Origin of the sequence: Alkalibacterium thalassium (assembly GCF_900101165.1) — a bacterium.
GTDB lineage: Bacteria > Bacillota > Bacilli > Lactobacillales > Carnobacteriaceae_A > Alkalibacterium > Alkalibacterium indicireducens.
On record NZ_FNFK01000020.1, the window covers coordinates 14,303 to 33,564 of the forward strand.

The window sequence follows — 19,262 nt, forward strand, 5'->3', positions numbered from 1 at the left end:
AAACTCCCTCAGTGCTCTTTTCTGGTAGGCAGGTATTAAATGTCGATATTCTGAACGTACTGAGCATTTTTTTCAATAAAGTCGCGTCTTGGTTCGACTTTTTCGCCCATCAGCATATCAAAGATCAGATCGGCTTCGATTGCGTCATCAACAGTGACCTGAAGCAAGCGTCTGTTTTCGGGATTCATCGTCGTTTCCCACAACTGTTCGGCATCCATTTCCCCTAGTCCTTTATAACGCTGAATTGAGGGCTTAGGCGTCGCCGGGATCTCTTTAAGGTATTTCTCCAATTCCTTATCAGAATCAAGGTAGACCTCTTTTTTGCCCTGTTTAACTTGATACAGAGGAGGCTGGGCAATATAAACGAATCCTGCTTCGACAACTGGACGCATATAACGGTAAAACAGCGTCAGAAGAAGCGTACGAATGTGCGCACCGTCGACGTCCGCATCGGTCATGATGATCAGTTTATGGTAACGGGCTTTTTCAACTTCAAATTCTTCTCCAAATCCCGTTCCCATAGCAGTAAAGAGCGAACGGATTTCTTCGTTGGCAAGGATTCTGTCTAGAGACGCTTTTTCCACATTCAGGATTTTCCCTCGAATAGGTAGAATAGCCTGGAACAGACGAGACCGTCCCTGCTTGGCTGATCCGCCGGCAGAGTCTCCCTCAACGATGAAAATTTCAGATTTTTCCGGGTCTTTTGACGAACAGTCCGCCAGCTTGCCTGGAAGATTGCTGATCTCCAGTCCATTTTTCTTACGCGTTACTTCTCTTGCCCGCTTGGCTGCCAGTCTGGCTTTAGCCGCAAGCAGTGCTTTTTCAATGATTTTCTTAGCAGTCTGTGGATTTTCCATCAGGAAGCGGTCGAAATGCTCACTGAACAGACGATCCGTGATCGTACGGACTTCAGAATTACCCAGTTTGGTCTTGGTCTGTCCTTCAAATTGAGGATCCGGGTGCTTGATGCTTAATACGACGGTCAGACCTTCTCTGACATCTTCCCCGCTGACATTGTCCTCGTTTTCCTTGATGAATTTGTTTCGACGGGCGTAATCATTGATGATCCGTGTCAATGATGTCTTGAAACCCGATTCGTGCATCCCACCTTCATAGGTGTGGATGTTATTGGCAAAACTCATGATGTTCATGTGATAGCCGTCTGTATGCTGAAGAGCAACCTCAACAGCAATGCCGTCCTGCTCGTCTTCCAGATAGATAGGCTCTTCATAGAGAACCGTCTTGCTCTGGTTAAGGTACTCGACATAGCTCTTGATTCCGCCGTCGTATTGATACTCGAGACGGACCGGTTCAGCATCTCTCTGGTCTTCGATTGAAATCGACAGACCGCGGTTCAGGAAAGCCAATTCTCTGATACGGGTAGCCAGTTTATTGAAGTCGTAGACCGTTGTTTCCTTGAAGATTTCAGCGTCTGCCTTGAAACGGACCACTGTACCGGACTTGTCTGTCGTACCGGTTTCTTTCAAGTCGTACATGACCGCACCGCGCTCATAACGCTGATTATAGACCTTGCCATTTTTATGAACATCCACTTCAAGGAATTCTGACAACGCATTAACAACGGATGAGCCTACCCCGTGAAGTCCACCGGAAACTTTATACCCGCCGCCACCGAATTTACCTCCTGCGTGAAGGATAGTAAAGACGGTCTCAACAGCCGGTCGGCCAGTTTTCGCCTGGATATCGATCGGGATTCCACGACCGTCATCCTTGACCACAATTAAATTGCCCGGTTCAATAATAACTTCGATGTTTTCAGCATGCCCAGCCATCGCTTCGTCAATAGAGTTATCTACGATTTCCCATACCAGGTGATGGAGTCCTTCAGAACTTGTCGATCCGATATACATCCCTGGTCGCTTACGGACGGCTTCCAGACCTTCAAGGACCTGGATCTGACTCGCATCATACTCTTCTCTTAATTCTACTACTTCTTTAGGTGTCAATTGTTCGTCTGCCACTCTATTCACTCTCCATTTCGATTTGACCACTGCGCACATTGAAGATGCGCGGATGATGAAGCAATTCTTTTTTCACGCCGTCCAGACTTGTCGTTGTCAGAAAGGTCTGGACTTTATCTTGTATGGTTTCCAGTAGATGAGTCTGTCGCTCATCGTCCAGTTCACTCAGTACATCGTCCAATAATAAAACGGGGTACTCCCCCGTCATCTCGTTCATTAATTCAATTTCAGCCAGTTTTAGACTCAGCGCAGTTGTCCGCTGCTGTCCCTGGGACCCGTACGTCTGAACATTCTTCTCATTGACGAAGAAACGGATGTCGTCCCGATGAGGACCGTAGAGCGTCGTACCCTGTTCCTTCTCTCTCTGCTCATGCTTTTTATACTGCTTTAGCAGATCGTTCATCAGCTGCTTTTTATCCGTTTCTGATGTCACAGAAAAAGAAGAGGCATACTCCAGCGTCAGCGTTTCTTTACCCTGAGAGATATCTGAATGAATGGGGCGTGCCCAGTTCTCCAGTCGTCTCGTGAAGGAAAAGCGCTGAGCAAGCAGTTCAGCCCCTTCGGCCGCCAGCTGTTCATTCAGGATACTTAAATAGGTCTGGTCCAGTTTTCCGCTTTTTCTATGCTGTTTTAAGTAAGCATTACGCTGTTTCAGGACTTTCTGGTACTCAACGAGGTGATACAGATAAATGGAACTCATCTGACCCATTTCCATATCCAGAAACTTCCGTCTCACAGAAGGGGATCCTTTGACGAGAGACAGGTCTTCCGGAGCAAACAAAATTACATTCAGATGTCCGATATAGCGGCTGAGTTTCTTCTGCTCAAGATGATTAAGCTTTGCCCTCTTCCCTTTTTTTGAGAGGATGATTTCAAGAGGATACTCTCCGCTTGATTTCTCGACCGTTCCGGCTACCCGGGCAAAATCCTGATCCCATCCGATCAGCTCTTTATCGTTGGATGTCCGGTGGCTCCTCGTCATAGCCAGCACATAAATACTTTCCATGATATTCGTTTTTCCTTGAGCATTTTCGCCCAGAAAGACGTTGATCTGGTTGGAAAAAGTTACCTCTGCATCAGAATAGTTGCGGTAACCCTTCAACGTCAGTTTCTTTAAATACATCAGTTATCCTCATTTTGAGCTGATTCTAAAAGATAGGTCCCGAAGCCTTCCACCTTGACGACATCTCCAGGATGCAGTTTGCGGCCGCGGCGGTTATCCGCTTCATCATTGACCCAGACGGTATAGTCCATCAGGAAAGGCTTGGCCATTCCTCCGCTTGATATGATTGTCGCATGCTTCAGAAATTGTCCCAGTGTAATGACTGATTGATTGATTTGTATTATTTCCGGCACTATAATCGGCTCCTTTAAAAAGCAAAGACGCGGATCAGATCATCCACGTTCTGCATAATTTCTCTTCTTATATTATACCTTATTTTGGAGTGTGAAACAAATTTTTATGGGAAAAAATCCGTTCTCATCGATTTTAAGGGTAAAATGACAAATCCTTCTTTTTTATTCAAATTCGCTTAGACTCTTTATATTTAATTTTTTGGCTTATTTAGGGAGGATATCTACTGTGAGCCGGAAATAGATCATTCTATCTTAAAATAAGAGTAAAAATTGCTAAAAATCCCTTTATTTGACCGTCTAGCTGGTACTTTATCTAGCTCAAGAGCCACTTTAAAGTTGAGTAGTCAATAAATGAGAAATTATTGACCTCTCAGCTGATCAATTCATTTGGGTGGGAAGTGATTCTTGAATTATTGTCCAGTCATCCGAGTGGGCATAGATCTGCCAACTTCTGCCCACTCAGATGACTAATCATGGCGAGTGGACACTTGAAGCCAAATAACTGGCATTTTACTTCAATCGTCACTCCTTCTCTTCTAGAACGATCCGCATAAGAGCAATTTCGCCTGTTATATAACAAAAAAAGACCCGACAGCATTGGGTCTTTTCAGCTTTATTCACTTTATATTCATTTTATGTGGATGTACGGATCGGTGTGATCAGCTGAATGAATTCATTCTTGTCTTCACTTGGAACCAGAACAAATGGACGCAAGGTAGAAATCAGCTTAAGTGTGATATCCACAGGCCCAAAAGTTGTCAAAGCAGCTTTCAGATAGTCCGGATTGAAAGAAATTTCCATTTCTTCACCGGAAATAGACTGAGTGGTAACCTGTTCGTTTACTCGCCCGACTTCTGGAGAATTACCGGTAATTTCTACAGTATCATCTTTCACAGAGAGTTTAACGACGTTATTTTTACCTTCGTGAGAAAGTAGAGACGCTCTTTCTACAGCTCCAAGAAGAACCTGTGCTTCCAAAGTCACTTCTGTTGTGGAACTATCAGGAATCAGACGGTCCGTGTCCGGATAATTTCCTTCAAGCAGTCTTGAGTAGAACAAAGTATCTTCGGTCTTGAAGAGGATCTGGTTCTCAGCGATCGCTACTTCTATTTCATCCAGGCTGTCGTCGAGCAGTCGAGTCAGTTCCTGAAGGCTCTTACCTGGAATGACTAGATTGTAAGACAGGCTTTCAGTTCCTTCAATAGGAATGACGCGCTGACTTAATCGGTGACTATCTGTAGCAACAGCTTTAAGTTTGCCATCACTGATCGTCAGATGAATCCCTGTCAGGATTGGACGACTTTCATGAGTTGATATGGCAATAACGGTCTGTTTAATGATTTTTTTAAGTAAGTTGACCGGGAGTGTAAATGACTGAGTCGTATCAATTTCCGGGAGATGCGGATAGTTAGCAGCATCCAGTCCGTTAATGATAAAAGATGATGATGCAGACGTGATAGCTGTCTGAACTCTGTCTTTCACTTCAACAGTAAAGGTTTCATCTGGCAGTTTATTGACGATATCACTGAAGAAACGTGCAGGCTGAAGCACGATCTGACCTTCTTCTTCTATAGTCAGCCCAGACTGTTCATCTGATTTTCTGACGAACGTTTCAATAGAAATATCAGAGTTGCTGCCTGTCAGTTGAATCCCTTCTTCTGAAGCAATCAGTTTAATTCCTGTAAGAATAGGAATAGTTGATCTAGATGATACAGCGAGTTGAACATCTTTTAATTTTTTTAAAAACGCTGATCGATTAACTGTAAATTTCATATGAATCCTCCAATAATAAATTGAGTACCCGTTTATAATTATATAGTAAATAAATTCTTAGTAATAGTAGTAGGGCCTGTGTATACTGTGGAAAACGTAAATTTCATCTGGAACAGAAGGTTTTCCACTTGTGGATAAGTTGTGAATAAAGATGTGCATGACTTGAGACTTTATCCACAAGAGCGATTAGAGACTTTTCTTGATTTCTTCGATCTGGTCTCTCAATTCGCTGTCGTTTTCTTCATTAAGAGCTTTCTTAATCTTTTCATGAGCATGAATGACCGTAGTATGATCTTTGCCGCCGAATTCTTTTCCAATTTTAGGAAGTGACGTGCTGGTCAGTTCTCGTGAGAGATACATAGCGATCTGTCTGGGTAAAACAATCTGTCTGACCCGTTTCTTCCCTTTCAAGTCAGCGAGAGAAATCTGATAGTACTTGCAGACTTTCTGCTGAATGGAAGCAATCGACACATTCTGCTTGGAATCATTCTTGACCATGCTTTTCAGTGCATCGGCAGCCAGACTGGTCGTGATGTCATTGCGCTGGATTGCTGAATAAGCCTGTACGCGGACAAGGGCACCTTCAAGTTCCCTGATATTCGAATCAATCTGTCCGGCAATATAGCTTAAAGTGTCGTTTGGTATTTCCAGACCTTCTGCATTAGCTTTCTTACGTAAAATCGCGATACGGGTTTCCAGATCCGGTGGGGTAATGTCTACAGATAATCCCCATGCGAAGCGTGATACCAGACGTTCCTGGAGTTTAGGAATTTCGTTTGGCAGCCGGTCACTTGTCAGTACGATCTGTTTCCGGTCGTCATACAAGGCATTGAATGTATGGAAGAACTCTTCTTGAGTCCCTTCCTTGTCAGCAAAGAATTGAATATCGTCTACTAATAATAAGTCCACATTACGGTACTGCTGACGGAATTTTTCCTGAGTTCTGTTCTGGATTGAATTGATGAAATCATTGGCAAAATTTTCACTCGATACATATTTGATTTTTGCATTAGGGTTGATCTGAAGGTACTGGTGGCCGATCGCATGCATCAGGTGTGTTTTTCCTAATCCAACGCCTCCGTAAAAGAACAGCGGATTATAGATCGTACCAGGTTCTTCAGCAACGACTAAGGCAGCGGCATGGGCCATCTGATTGCCTTTTCCGATGACAAACGTATCAAAGGTATATTTACTGTTCAATGTACTTGAAACTGGTTGAGTTTCGAAAGCCTGAACAGTCTGTGTGTCTTCCTGTTCCTCATGGGCTGCCTGCTCCTCTGCTGTGACAAATAAAGGAGAGATTTCACGTCCCAGAAATTCATAAAGATATTCCACGACTCTAGTCGAGAGATTATTCTTCCAATACTCTTTATGTAATGTAGAAGGCACTTCGATTGTGACTGAATTATTCGTTATCCGGACGAGGTTGGCACTGTGGATCCAAGTGTCGTAACTGACTTTTGACAGGGTTTCTTTAAATTTTTCCTGTAGATAACTCCATGTTGATTGTAAATCGTCCATTTTTTTCCTCCTCGCCGATAAGATGCTTTTTACATTTTATCACGTATGATTTAAGTTTTCCACAGTAGGTTTTATTTGTTGATAATCTTTCCTCAGGATGTACAAAAAGATATCCACAGGGCTGATCTAGCTGTGAGTAACTGAGAATAAAGCTACACTTTTTTACAGGAAATGTGGATAACTATTACATGGTTAAGACTGATATACCAGCTTAAATAAGAGTTATACACAAGTTATATCTGATTGTGCATGACTCTTATAAACACATTGTGGAACTGTGGAAAACCTGTTGAAAGTGATGTGTATTACTTCTATGTGGGTAAACTATATCAAAAGGGTGTGGACAAATAATCTGTATAATTAGCTGGCAAAAATCTGAATGTGTGACATAAATGTGTGGAAAAAAAAGATTATTATATCTTATATAAAGCAGCAATTGCTCAGAAATGCTTGACAAATGGTCAAATGTTTTCTAAAATAACATAGTCTGTCTAGATATTAATGCAGTCACTAACTTTATGCTTATTGATAAGTCAGAGGACAATGGAAAGATTCAGGAGGTGTTTCTCAATGGCACAAGGACTAACATACCAACCCAAAAAACGTAAGCGTCAAAAAGTACATGGATTCCGTAAACGTATGAGTACAAAAAACGGACGTAGAGTATTAAAAAACAGACGTCGTAAGGGAAGAAAAAGAATTTCAGCTTAATGACGACAGGCGACGGGAGCTTCTTACTGATAGCTATAGTGAGAGCACGTTGCCTTTTTTTTTATTTAATGTCGAATTGTTTCAAATCGAATGATGTCTAGCTTAACGTGCCAGCCTCTCGAGAAAAAGATAAATTTACCCATTGCGCAGGATGCTCATTCAGGGCAAATTTCCTATTTTCTTGTCGAGGCTTAACGGCACGTGAAGCTTTTCTATTTAATTAAGGCTTAGAAAGATGGGACAGGAATGAAGAAAGCTTATCGAGTAAAAAAGGAAGCAGATTTTCAAAAGGTCTTTCATCAGGGTGAATCCATGGCGAACAGGCAGTTTGTTGTTTACTCTTTAAACAAAGAAAACCAGTCTCATTTTCGTGTCGGACTTTCCGTAGGGAAGAAACTTGGAAATGCGGTCAAAAGAAATGAGATCAAAAGAAAAATCAGGCACGTGCTTATTGAAATGGATCATGAAGACCTGATCAGACCTGATGTCGACTTTGTTGTGATCGCAAGACAGCCGACAAAGCAGATGTCTTTTAATGAAATGAAAAAAAGCCTGCTGCATGTTATGAAGAAAGCTGGTTTATTTGTTTAGTACTATGCAGTGAACCGGATATGCTGCGACTTTCAAAATAGATTTAATGAGAAGAGTTAAGTTATTAGTAGAAGAAGAGAGGGAACATGATTGAATTTTTTAAGAAAACGTAAGCGATTGCTCCTTGCAGTCAGTATGCTTGCTTTAGTTGTAATTTTATCTGCCTGTGGAACGGATCCAGTTTCTGCAGAGAGTACGGGAATCTGGGAAGGTGTCATTATATATAACTTCGCCCGTGCGATTATCTGGGTATCGAATCTCTTCGGTGGAAACTATGGAATAGGAATCATTATTGTCACAGTCATTATTCGAACAATGCTGATCCCGTTCACGCATGTTCAGCAGAAAAATATGCAGCAGATGAATGACATTAGTCCTCAGATGGAAGAGTTGAAGTCAAAGTATTCAGCTCGGGACGCTGAGACACAGGAAAAGCTTAAAGAAGAACAGCAGCGCCTTTATAGTGAAGCAGGAGTAAACCCGTATATGGGCTGCCTGCCGATGCTGATTCAGATGCCAGTATTCATTGCCCTTTATCAGGCAGTTAACCGTACACCTATCCTGGTTACAGGCGACTTCCTGTGGGTCAACTTAGGTCAACCCGATCCGTATTTCATCTTACCTATACTGGCAGGGGTATTTACTCTTGGACATTCTGTACTGATGAGTATGGGACGTGCAACTGAAGGAAATAAAGTGATGACTTACGTTATGCCATTATTCATCGTCTTCATTACCTTCCGTCTCTCAAGTGCTCTAGCATTATACTTTACTGTATCTAATGGATTTTCAGTAGTACAGACACTTCTCTTCCAGAATCCGTTCAAGATCAGAAAAGAGCGGGCTGACAAAGAGGCTCAGGAAAGAGAAGCGGAACGTCAGAGAAAACGGGCAATCAAGAGGGCTCAGAAGTACGGACGTAATGTGAAAAAATAAAAATCTTCTGACTTATTGTTTCGAATTTGTTAAAATAAAGGAGAAACAGAGATTGTGAATGGAGGATAGCGTTTATGAAGGATAAATACACAGCACAGGCGCCAACCACTGAAGAAGCGATTGACAAGGGACTTAAAGCATTAGGCATCAAGCGAGATAATGCGGATATTACTATTTCACAGGAATCAAAAAAAGGCTTCTTGGGTATTGGACAGAAAGATGCAGTGGTCGTTGTCAAAAGAAAAAATGCAAAGAATCCGGTGGAAGATCTCGTCTCTAAAGAAATCCTGCTTGGAGAAAAAGAGCCATCTACGAACGAGCCAGAAATCAAAGAGGCAGCTGAACCAGATGATAAGGTCAGTTCACTAGAGGAGTCGACTGATCCGGTCGAAGAAGGTGTTGAAGAAACCGATACGACTCATCCTGTACGTGCAGATGATGAAGAAAAAGTAGAAGGCACAACGAAAAAATCTGAGCCGGAAGAAAAGAAAATCATCGAACTGAATGAAAAAGACGAGGCAGCTATTCAAAATGTGGCTGACTATATCAAACGTATCGCAGATAAGATGGGTATTGATGATGTGTCTGTTACCATTAATAGAACAGATCGTCGCGTTCAGTACATCATTGACACAGAAGATGCCGGTCTGATCATCGGGCGACACGGAAAAGTGCTCAACAGCTTACAGACACTTGCGCAGATTCAGCTTCATCAGGAAGCGGACAATAAACTGTTTGCTAAAGTGGATGCTGAGAATTATCGTGACCGTCGTCAGAAAACTGTCGAACAACTGGCTTACCGTACAGCTGAAAAAGTAAAGAAGACCAAACGTCCAGTTATTCTGGAGCCTATGCCGGCACATGAGAGAAAACAGATTCATCGTTACCTCAACCAGCATAAAGGCGTACAGACTCATTCTGAAGGGAAAGAGCCGCACCGTTACTTAGTGGTCGAACCTTCAAAGGACAATCAGTTTAAAATTTAATAGACAAAACAAACGAGCCTGCGGTCCCAAACGCAGGCTCGTTCTTCACTATGTCGTAAGTTAGGGCATTAGAGCAAGGAAAAGAGTCTCTGACTTCAGCCAAGGTAAAATAGAAAACGGGAATCTGTTAATGAGTCTGGTGGGCGTGGGGATTGAATAATTGAGATAATTAACTCTTTGCTAGAGGTTGAAGATTAGAAATAGGGGCGAGAAGCACATCTATCCATTCTGAAAAAGTCGCCAAGTGTTGTGGGAGTCAAGTCATGACAGAATCATGTATACTTCAAGGAATTTGTGATTAATACAGATAGATAGTTGTAAAAGTAGTCGGTGAAAGAATAAAAAACAGGGTAGACAAAAGTAGTGGGAAATCAGACATGAAAAGAAATAGATACATACGAAGAAAACTATGGGTTAAGAAAAGACTGTATTGGGTAGATTGAAATTAATGGGTGAAAAGAATAAAATGGTGAAGGCAAGATCTATCGAATCAGAAATGGTTGCGAGACCAACACGTGAGAGTGCTGATAAACGGTGAGAGTTGAGTGATAAGCATGAGGTTGGGTTGAAATCTTACTGTAAGTATAGGGGATTGTTGCCAGAATTGCAACTGGCAAACTTACGCTTTCAATAAAAAGACAGAATTAATAAAAATGTTAGTAGAATACCAACTGAAGCAGCAGGAGGACAATAAGAATGAATATGACTGAAGTGATCGAGCTGGTCAATACGAATAGGGGAACAGGTCAGAAAGAAAATCTTAATAGAATGCGTCTGTTGATGAGTAAATTGGGTAATCCACAGGACAGCCTGCGGGTCGTTCATATCGCCGGCACAAACGGAAAAGGTTCAGTCAGCGCCTTTTTGTCATCGATACTCAGTCAAGCGGGGATCAAGTCAGGCGTCTATACCTCTCCGCATCTGGAATCTATCAATGAACGCATTAAAATTTCAGGGCAGATGATCACTGACGACGCATTTATTGAAGCCACCGAAATAGTGGCTCCTTTTGTTGAACAAGTGGAGGAAGAAACGGGAGAACGTCTTTATTCGTTTGAAATTCTGACTGCGGTAGCTCTGCTGCATTTTTCAGTCTGTGGGTGTGAGCTGGTTATTCTGGAAACCGGAATCGGAGGAAGACTGGATGCAACGAATGTGGTCAGCTCATCAGAAGCTTCTATTATCACATCGATCGGGTATGATCATATGAAAGTTCTTGGAGACACGATCGAACAGATTGCAGCAGAAAAAGCCGGAATCATTAAATCGAACGGTTTGGTCATCTTCCCGGAAATGTCTGAAGAAGTGGATGCAGTCATCAGCAGGAAAGCAGCGGATGTGCAGGCTGATATGATCAAAGTCACTCCAAATCATATATCCTCTGTCAATATGACCGACACCTACAGCTCGTTCTCGTATAAAGAGATGGATGGGCTTGTAATCCATTTATTAGGGAGACATCAGATTATTAATGCAGTATTGGCTGTCGAAGCCTCTCAGATACTTGAACAGAGAGGATTTGCTATTACCTCTGAGCATATTAGAAGAGGGCTGGAGCTGGCTGCCTGGCCCGGACGCATGGAAAAAATCAGCGAACACCCGACTATCCTGATCGACGGTGCTCATAATCCAGAGGGAGTAGCTGCATTAAGAGAAAACATCGGTTACCTTTTTCCGGATGAACCACTGACTTTTGTGGTAGGTATGATGAAAGACAAGGAATACAAGGAAATGATCGAACAGATGCTGCCCTATGCTGAAAAAGTCCTGACCGTTTCTCCTGATCCTTATAGAGGATTTGATGCAGAGGCTACAGCTGACTGGCTGAAAGATAAGGGACAGGATGCTCAAGCTTTTAAATCTGTAGACGAGCTGATTGTTGAGTTGAAAAGTCAGTCCTACCTCAACCGCAAAGTGATTGTATTCGGCTCTCTTTATCTGATAGGAGATATGAGACGGTTGTGGCAGAACTGAAAGTGAAAATTGAATATATGAACGTAGAGAAACAGGCCAAATGACAGGTCTGTTTTTTTCTTTAGCTTATGAAAATGGGTAAGGGCTTTTATTATTTAGAGGCGAATGGTTCAGTGGTAAAATATCTATAAGGATTGAATGAGCTTGAAATTAGAGAAAGGAGAGGGATATGAAAAAATAAAAAAAGTAAAATGAAACGCTTGCATTTTTTAATTCAGTAAAGTATAGTAAAAATGTAAACAACTTGTATATACAAGTTAAGATAAAGGAGGAAATAAAAGTGGCAGATTTTAAACAAGATGCACAGGAGCTGCTGGATGCGATAGGCGGTAAAGAAAACGTCAATGCAGTCACGCACTGTGCCACACGTATGCGATTTGTACTGGATGATCCCTCAGAAGCGGATAAGGATAGAATTGAAGATATCCCGTCTGTTAAAGGAACATTCACCCAGGCAGGTCAGTTCCAGGTTATCATCGGGAACAGAGTAGCAGATTTTTACAACGAGTTCTCAGCCATTTCGGGGCTTGAGGGTGTATCGAAAGATGACGTGAAAAGTGCAGGGAAACAGAACATGAACAGCCTGCAGCGTCTGATGGCAGCACTGGCAGAAATTTTCACCCCATTAATTCCAGCAATTATTATTGGTGGTTTGATCTTAGGTTTCAGAAACGTATTGGAAGCAGTGCAAATTCAAGCTTTAGGCCAACTAATGATTGATGGTCAAGCTCAATTTACAAGTGCAGGAGAACCAATATACAATACTATAGTTGATGTATCTCAGTTCTGGAGCGGAGTCAATGCCTTTCTATGGCTGCCGGGAGAAGCGATATTCCACTTCCTGCCTGTCGGTATCACATGGAGTGTGACGCGTAAGATGGGGACGACTCAGATTCTGGGTATTGTTTTAGGTATCACATTAGTGTCACCACAGCTGCTTAATGCTTTCGGTGTACAGGATATATTAGCAGGGGATGTCAACCAGTGGGACTTTGGATTCTTCCAGCTGGATATGATCGGGTATCAGGCTCAAGTTATTCCGGCCATGATGGCAGGGTTCCTGCTCGCCTATCTTGAAAAATGGCTGAGAAAGTTCATACCTGAAGCCATCTCAATGATTTTTGTTCCATTATTCGCTTTAATACCAACAGTATTTATCGCTCATGCAGTTATCGGACCGGTTGGATGGCAGTTGGGCATCTGGCTATCTCAGGTCGTTCAATGGGGGCTGACAGGTACATTCAACTGGGTCTTCGGATTTATCTTCGGTGGCTTGTATGCACCGCTCGTAATTACTGGACTGCACCACATGACTAATGCGATCGATCTTCAGTTGGTTGCAGATTTCGATCAGACCATTCTATGGCCAATGATTGCACTATCAAATATCGCTCAAGGATCGGCTGTACTAGGTGTCATCTGGCTGCACCGCGGGAATGAGAAAGAACAGCAGATCTCTATTCCAGCAATGATATCTGCTTACCTTGGTGTAACTGAACCGGCCCTCTTCGGTATCAACATCAAATATGTTTATCCATTCGTTGCAGGTATGATTGGATCCGCTTTTGCAGGGATGACTTCTGTAGCCTTAAATGTGGCATCTTTCAACATTGGTGTTGGGGGTCTTCCAGGAATCCTATCAATCATTCCTGAGTATTGGATTGGTTTCTTGATCGCTATGGCAATTGCTATCGTAGTTCCTATTGTACTAGTTGTTGTTTTTGAGAAAAACAATATCCTGACTAAATGGGAAAATGATCATCTGCCAATTCCAAAACTGGGTAACTAAGAGGCGTATCGATTGTTTCGCTTCACATAATTGAATAAACTTAAAGTGTCATTACTCTATGGAGGAAGGGTGTTTCCTGATATTCTTTGATTCTGGTAGATAAAACTGGAAAAAGAACATCTGACGGAATGCCCTTTTTCCTATGTTAAGAATTAAACCGGAAAGGACGAAAGATATGAGTACATTTCATGATAAAGTCATTTACCAAGCGTACCCTAAATCGTTTAAAGATACTAGCAGCAACGGCATAGGAGATCTGAACGGAATAAAGGAGAAACTGCCTTATCTAGCGGATCTGGGCATAGACATGCTCTGGCTGAACCCGTTCTATAAATCTCCTCAAAACGACAATGGATACGATGTGGCTGATTATACTTCCATAGACCCAATATTCGGGACATGGGACGACTTCGATGGATTGATTTCGGAAGCTAAATCGTACGGAATTGACTTGATGCTCGATATGGTATTGAACCATACGTCAACTGAGCATGAGTGGTTCCAGAAAGCGTTAGCTGGAGACAAGAAATATCAGGATTATTATATTTTAAGAGAACTGAAGGAAGACGGCAGCCTGCCGACGAACTGGGAGTCCAAGTTTGGAGGGAAAGCCTGGTCCAAATTTGGTGATACAGACAAGTACTACCTTCACCTGTATGATGTGACCCAAGCTGACCTGAACTGGCGTAACCCTGAAGTCAGAGAAGAATTATATAAAGTCGTCAACTTCTGGCTGGAAAAAGGGGTCAAGGGCTTCCGCTTCGATGTCATTAATGTAATCGGAAAAGATGAAATTCTTGAAGATGCTGAAGACGGTGTCGGCAAGTCCCATTACACAGATACACCGATCGTTCATGATTATATACAGGAGCTGAACAAGGAGACATTCGGCAAGTATGAGGATATTGTGACGGTTGGAGAAATGAGCTCGACCACTGTAGAAAACGGTGTGAAATATTCAAATCCTGAGCGTAATGAATTGTCCATGATCTTCAGTTTCCACCATCTGAAAGTCGATTATAAAGACGGTGAGAAATGGTCAACAATGCCTTTTGACTTTATTGAACTGAAAAAGATCCTGCATGAATGGCAGGAAGGCATGGTTGAAGGAGGAGGCTGGAATGCGCTGTTTTGGAACAACCATGACCAGCCGCGTGCCAACAGTCGTTTTGGGGATGTAGAGAATTATCCAGTTGAAACCAGTACGATGCTGGCACAGACTGTTCATCTGCTTCGAGGGACACCGTATATCTATCAGGGTGAAGAGATCGGCATGACCAATCCTAACTACGAGGACTTGGACGAGTATGTGGATATCGAAACGCACAATGCATACAAGAAGATGAAGGAAGACGGGATTTCTCATGATGAAGCCATGGCCATCATCAAAGAGAAATCACGTGACAATTCCAGAACACCGATGCAATGGGACGATTCAAAAAATGCCGGCTTTTCGGACGCTGAACCATGGCTGAAGGTGGCTGACAATTATAAAAATATCAACACAGAAAACACTGATGTCAGCCAGGCGATCCGTGACTACTACAAAAAGCTGATCCGTCTGCGTAAGGACATGCCGATCATTCAGGAAGGGTCTTATGACGTGCTGGAGCTGGAACACCCTAGTATTTTTGCATATGTCCGTGAATATGAAGGCGAGAAACTGCTGGTGCTGAACCACTTTTACGGAGAAGACGACACGATCACTATCCCGGATGAATTGCTGAATTTGGATGCGTCGTACCTGATAGGAAACGGCAGTGAGAGAAAGCTGGATAAAGAGTTTAAACTGGGGCCATACGAAACGGCTGCTTTTCTTCTTAAATAAAAGTAGTTCCATTAACTGAAACAAGCGGAGGTCTTCTTTAATGAGAGAAGGCTTCCGCTTATTTATATTAACGGGCAAACTGTAAAACTGATGAATATGGACTATATTTGAAAGATAAAGTGTAGTATAGTTGCTCTAAATAGACTAATCAGTCGTAAGAAACAGGACCTCGTCTCCTGGCAAACTCGACGAATCTGAAGCGGTCCAGTCGGTGACGTGATTCAGTATACTGGAACAATGTAGCGTCTTCCAGATGGACTTCACTACGGGTAACGACAACATGCGTATCATTATGAAGCGTCATCAGTTCGCGGTCTTCCTGGGTGGCCGGCTCAGCGATGAATTCCTTTCGAGCAAAACCGATGACGAGACCTAATTTATTTTCAATATAGTGATAAAGTGAATGACGAGCTTCGTCATCCGGAATCGATTCGATGATTGACGTGAACAAGTAATCCTTATCTAGAATGACGACTTCTCCATCGACTTTTCGGGCACGGATGACACAATGCACTTCGGTATCATGAGAAACCTTTAGAAAATCTGCAATATGCTCGGGAATAGTCATCTTCTTGTTTTCAACGAGAATCGTTTCGCTGGACATGTTCTGAGCATCCTGAAGTTCCTTGTAACTGGTCAGGCCGGATATCGGAAAATCGAAGCGTTTGACATCGAGCACGATCGATCCCTTACCCTGTTTCTTCTGTATGTAACCACTTTCAAGCAAGAGGCTAAGGGCTTTTCTAATTGTTTCACGCGAAACATTGTACTTTTTTGACAACTGGTTTTCGCTCGGAAGAAGTTCACCAGGTTTGTACTGCTGGTTTAATATATCGGATTCGATATCTAGAAATATATCCTGAAATCTGCTCATATTTTCCATTCCTTTTACTATAATCATTCGGTACAGACCTTTTAAGTTTAAAAGAAAATGAACAGTAACTCAACAGTTATCAGATTAGAAAACTATTCATAATTTTGAGCTATATTTTGAAGAGTTTTTAAAAGGGGCAGCATGTGAAGACACACATAAAACAAGGATTGAAACAACTGGGAGCCATACTGGTCTACATTATCGTGCTAGGTGGAGTGGGATTTATTGGCTACCGGCTTGGGATGGAAAGCACGCCTTTGACTGAGGAAGGAAATCTCGATGTGGGACGTCTGCTTATACGGATTGGAATTGTAATGGTGATTACCGGAGTGATGATCGATGGACATGTCATTATCCATGAATTGGGTCACCTGCTTGCCGGGAAACTATCGGGGTACACATTCATGCTTTTTAGAATCGGTCGATTTGGGCTGATAAAGGAAGACAGTCAGTTCAAGACCATTTTATTTACGATGAGTGGCACGATGGGTCAGTGTCTGATGCATCCGCCTGAGAATAATGACAGACGGCCTTACCGGCTCTACTTGCTTGGCGGGGTATTGGCAAATGGAATAACCGCGCTCATTGCGGGTGCTTTTTATTTAATATACCCGTCTGAGTATATTATGATTTTTATTGTCATCGGTGTGATGTCTGCAACTATGAACGGCATTCCATTAAGCTTCAATGATGGAAAAATACTGAGGAAACTAGGCAGGAGTTCAGTGGCTCAGGATCAGTTCTTTCAGCAGCTGAAATGGAATGGCGAGTTTGTCCGCCATAACAAGACATACTCTGAGGCAGCCGAGGATCAGATGACGTTCAATCCTAATGAACCGGTAACGGAGCAGTTCAATATCTATAATAAGCTGATTGAAATCAATGCCAACCTTGAGCAGAAAAATTTCAAGCGAGCTGAAAGTAACCTGAGTGATTTGTATGACCAGAGAAGTGAAATCATTCCGCCTTACCGCATCGAGATCCTGCGAGAGTATGTGTACTGTCTGCTGATTGAAGATTCAGGTACGCCGGAGCTTATTGAGCGAATTCTTTCTGATAAGCTTCTGAAGAGTCACTTGAAAATGAAACAGGCAGATGTCTGTCGTGTAAACTGTGTGATTGCTTATTTTGTAGACAATGACCGGACTAAAGCAAAGCGGTGGTATGATCTGGCAAGGGAACATCTGGACAAACTGCCTACATATGCGGATAAACGAGTAAATACTAACCTTCTGGATCATATTGAGACAGTTATGGCATTTGGAACACATAATAATTGAGGAAAGATAAAACTGAACGTTCCTACAAGGGATAAAAAGATAAAAAAGGAAACGAACCTTCTGTGACATTGTCTTGTAGAAGGTCGTTTCCTTTTTGTTGATAAAATACGTGCAACTAGTCTGCTTCTGGAAAAATAAGCTGAAGTTATCTGATTGTCAGGACTTGCCCCACACGAATGAGGTTAGGACTGGACAGATTATTAACTGATGCCAGACGAGCGACAGTGGTATTGTATCTGCGAGCGATGGAATAGAGGGTATCGCCGGATCTGACAGTATAGGTCTGGCTACCGAATGCTGGAAGATTCATCAGTTGAGAGCGGGTCACAAAACGGTATCCTTGAGATTTCAGACGGGTAATGATCGTTGGCAGTGCAGCTGGAGTACCGGAATCGCCGGCGCCTGTATGCATCAGGATAATAGCGCCTTGTGTAATACGTGATATGACGCGGTTTCCGATATCATGGCATTGATTGACGATGTTGCGGATGGATTGAGGATGATTATTCATACCGGTTCCTGTCAGGAAGAAGGTAGCTTTGACATTGTGGTTGGATAGAGTCTGTAAAATCCGATTGATATTTGTCCCATCAGATCCGTCATCAAAAGTCAGCGCAACGACTTTCTCTGTGGTGGATCCTCTGGTCACTGTCTGAGCTGGAGCGGCTGATACTGGAACAGCAAAGGTCAAACTGATGATTACCCCTAAAAACAGACAAACGACTTTTGCAATTAGTGATCGCATGCTTTTTGTGCTCATTTCACTCACGTCTTTCCTCATGCACAAAAGACGTTTAAGTGTTAGAAGCGAACAGTAGGCACATGAGAGCAGGACCTTATTTTTCACCTTTATTATAAATCTAAACCATAGAAAAAGTACCAGTCAGCATTCAAAAAACAGTTAAAAATTAGGGAATTTAAACGAAAAAAATGACGGATATTCCGCCATATTCAGATGCTTATTCACTTTAAATAGTCTTAGTGTAGCAGATGATCCGGTTGGCTTCCTTGAAACCGATTTTCTCATGGAAGGCTGCACTGGTGGTGTTGTGGAGCGCCACGTCACTGGCAAATTCGGTTGCGTTCATAAAACGGGACCAGTCTTCACAAACCTCAACCAGCTTTCTGGCAATACCTCTTTTTCTATAAGTCTCCTTGACATATATGCCTTCAAGGTAACCTACTGGAGTGGTTCTCGTCCCTTCTACGTAGTCGAATCTCAGCTGGACATGTGCAAAGCCTACAACCTGGTCATCAGTTTCACAGACAAACAGCTCAGCCGTACTATCCTCCTGATACCTCGTCATTTCCCGCTGAAGTTCGTCGTAATCTTCGCTGGGCCATAGCAGCAAAGCGAGTTGAGTAATGTTTTCAATATGTATGTCTCTGGCCTTGACGATTTTGTGCATAAGTATTCCTCCAGCTCAACTGTAATGAAAGAAATAAATGATTGTAGAAATAGTGTACCACAATTCATGGTAAAGCGCTTTCAAATAAAACCTTAATCCAGTAAGAAATACAGAAGGTCTCAATAAATACTTATGAAAATATAAAGCTTAAAGCCAGGCTATGTGTAAAATAGTTGTCGGAAAGTAAAATAGTAGGGCAAGAAATTAAAGTAGACAAAAAGAAAGAAGACCCTTAATCTAGAGATAACCACA

Annotated in this window: 15 protein-coding genes and 2 pseudogenes; 8 read left to right on the forward strand and 9 right to left on the reverse strand. The window is 42.4% G+C overall.

Annotation, left to right across the window (positions count from 1 at the left end; genetic code table 11):
• Nucleotides 1-35: 35 nt before the first annotated feature.
• From gyrB to dnaA, 5 genes are all read right to left on the reverse strand, one after another.
• Entirely contained in the window at nucleotides 36-1,967 is a 1,932-nt protein-coding gene (gene gyrB, locus BLR76_RS05940; RefSeq protein ID WP_425425713.1) for a DNA topoisomerase (ATP-hydrolyzing) subunit B, read from the reverse strand.
• Between the two features lie 16 nt (nucleotides 1,968-1,983).
• Nucleotides 1,984-3,105 carry a DNA replication/repair protein RecF gene (recF, locus tag BLR76_RS05945; protein ID WP_091266724.1) on the reverse strand — a complete coding sequence of 374 codons (1,122 nt, stop codon included), beginning with the start codon at nucleotides 3,103-3,105 and terminating at the stop codon, nucleotides 1,984-1,986.
• Complete coding sequence (yaaA, locus tag BLR76_RS05950) at nucleotides 3,105-3,338, reverse strand: S4 domain-containing protein YaaA (protein WP_091266726.1); 234 nt, start codon at nucleotides 3,336-3,338, stop codon at nucleotides 3,105-3,107. Before yaaA ends, recF begins: the two co-directional genes overlap by 1 nt.
• A gap of 633 nt (nucleotides 3,339-3,971) precedes the next feature.
• Nucleotides 3,972-5,111, reverse strand: coding sequence for a DNA polymerase III subunit beta (gene dnaN / locus BLR76_RS05955; protein ID WP_091266730.1), 1,140 nt, complete (start codon nucleotides 5,109-5,111; stop codon nucleotides 3,972-3,974).
• A 186-nt stretch (nucleotides 5,112-5,297) separates the two neighbouring features.
• On the reverse strand, nucleotides 5,298-6,632 hold the full coding sequence (gene dnaA, locus BLR76_RS05960) for a chromosomal replication initiator protein DnaA (RefSeq protein WP_091266733.1): 1,335 nt from the start codon (nucleotides 6,630-6,632) through the stop codon (nucleotides 5,298-5,300).
• Between the two features lie 570 nt (nucleotides 6,633-7,202).
• Here dnaA and rpmH point away from each other — a divergent pair.
• The 7 genes from rpmH (at nucleotide 7,203) to treC (ending at nucleotide 15,447) form a co-directional block, all read left to right on the forward strand.
• A complete protein-coding gene (rpmH, locus tag BLR76_RS05965) occupies nucleotides 7,203-7,343 on the forward strand; it encodes a 50S ribosomal protein L34 (protein WP_034298896.1) in 141 nt (46 codons plus the stop codon).
• Nucleotides 7,344-7,589: 246 nt separating this feature from the next.
• The gene (gene rnpA, locus BLR76_RS05970; protein WP_091266735.1) at nucleotides 7,590-7,934 is read left to right on the forward strand and encodes a ribonuclease P protein component; all 345 of its coding nucleotides are present in this window, start codon (nucleotides 7,590-7,592) and stop codon (nucleotides 7,932-7,934) included.
• Between the two features lie 135 nt (nucleotides 7,935-8,069).
• Nucleotides 8,070-8,870 (forward strand): YidC/Oxa1 family membrane protein insertase, encoded by an 801-nt coding sequence (locus tag BLR76_RS05975; protein WP_091266752.1) that lies wholly within the window; start codon nucleotides 8,070-8,072, stop codon nucleotides 8,868-8,870.
• A 74-nt stretch (nucleotides 8,871-8,944) separates the two neighbouring features.
• A complete protein-coding gene (jag, locus tag BLR76_RS05980) occupies nucleotides 8,945-9,856 on the forward strand; it encodes an RNA-binding cell elongation regulator Jag/EloR (RefSeq protein ID WP_091266738.1) in 912 nt (303 codons plus the stop codon).
• A gap of 696 nt (nucleotides 9,857-10,552) precedes the next feature.
• The gene (locus tag BLR76_RS05985; protein ID WP_091266740.1) at nucleotides 10,553-11,830 is read left to right on the forward strand and encodes a bifunctional folylpolyglutamate synthase/dihydrofolate synthase; all 1,278 of its coding nucleotides are present in this window, start codon (nucleotides 10,553-10,555) and stop codon (nucleotides 11,828-11,830) included.
• A gap of 280 nt (nucleotides 11,831-12,110) precedes the next feature.
• Nucleotides 12,111-13,619, forward strand: coding sequence for a PTS system trehalose-specific EIIBC component (gene treP / locus BLR76_RS05990; RefSeq protein WP_091266743.1), 1,509 nt, complete (start codon nucleotides 12,111-12,113; stop codon nucleotides 13,617-13,619).
• Between the two features lie 175 nt (nucleotides 13,620-13,794).
• Nucleotides 13,795-15,447 carry an alpha,alpha-phosphotrehalase gene (gene treC / locus BLR76_RS05995; RefSeq protein ID WP_091266745.1) on the forward strand — a complete coding sequence of 551 codons (1,653 nt, stop codon included), beginning with the start codon at nucleotides 13,795-13,797 and terminating at the stop codon, nucleotides 15,445-15,447.
• Nucleotides 15,448-15,595: 148 nt separating this feature from the next.
• Here the strand turns inward: treC and treR are convergent, their stop codons facing one another.
• On the reverse strand, nucleotides 15,596-16,321 hold the full coding sequence (treR, locus tag BLR76_RS06000) for a trehalose operon repressor (protein WP_091266754.1): 726 nt from the start codon (nucleotides 16,319-16,321) through the stop codon (nucleotides 15,596-15,598).
• A gap of 143 nt (nucleotides 16,322-16,464) precedes the next feature.
• Between treR and BLR76_RS06005 the strand changes: the two genes are divergently transcribed.
• Nucleotides 16,465-17,601, forward strand: coding sequence for a M50 family metallopeptidase (locus tag BLR76_RS06005; protein ID WP_091266746.1), 1,137 nt, complete (start codon nucleotides 16,465-16,467; stop codon nucleotides 17,599-17,601).
• Between the two features lie 151 nt (nucleotides 17,602-17,752).
• Here the strand turns inward: BLR76_RS06005 and BLR76_RS12200 are convergent.
• The 3 genes and pseudogenes from BLR76_RS12200 to aac(6') form a co-directional block, all read right to left on the reverse strand.
• Nucleotides 17,753-17,890: pseudogene (locus BLR76_RS12200) on the reverse strand (LysM peptidoglycan-binding domain-containing protein); the annotation flags it as partial.
• Nucleotides 17,891-18,061: 171 nt separating this feature from the next.
• Nucleotides 18,062-18,382, reverse strand: a pseudogene (locus tag BLR76_RS12205) (polysaccharide deacetylase family protein); the annotation flags it as partial.
• Nucleotides 18,383-18,569: 187 nt separating this feature from the next.
• Nucleotides 18,570-19,010, reverse strand: coding sequence for an aminoglycoside 6'-N-acetyltransferase (aac(6'), locus tag BLR76_RS06015; RefSeq protein ID WP_091266749.1), 441 nt, complete (start codon nucleotides 19,008-19,010; stop codon nucleotides 18,570-18,572).
• Nucleotides 19,011-19,262: the final 252 nt, after the last annotated feature.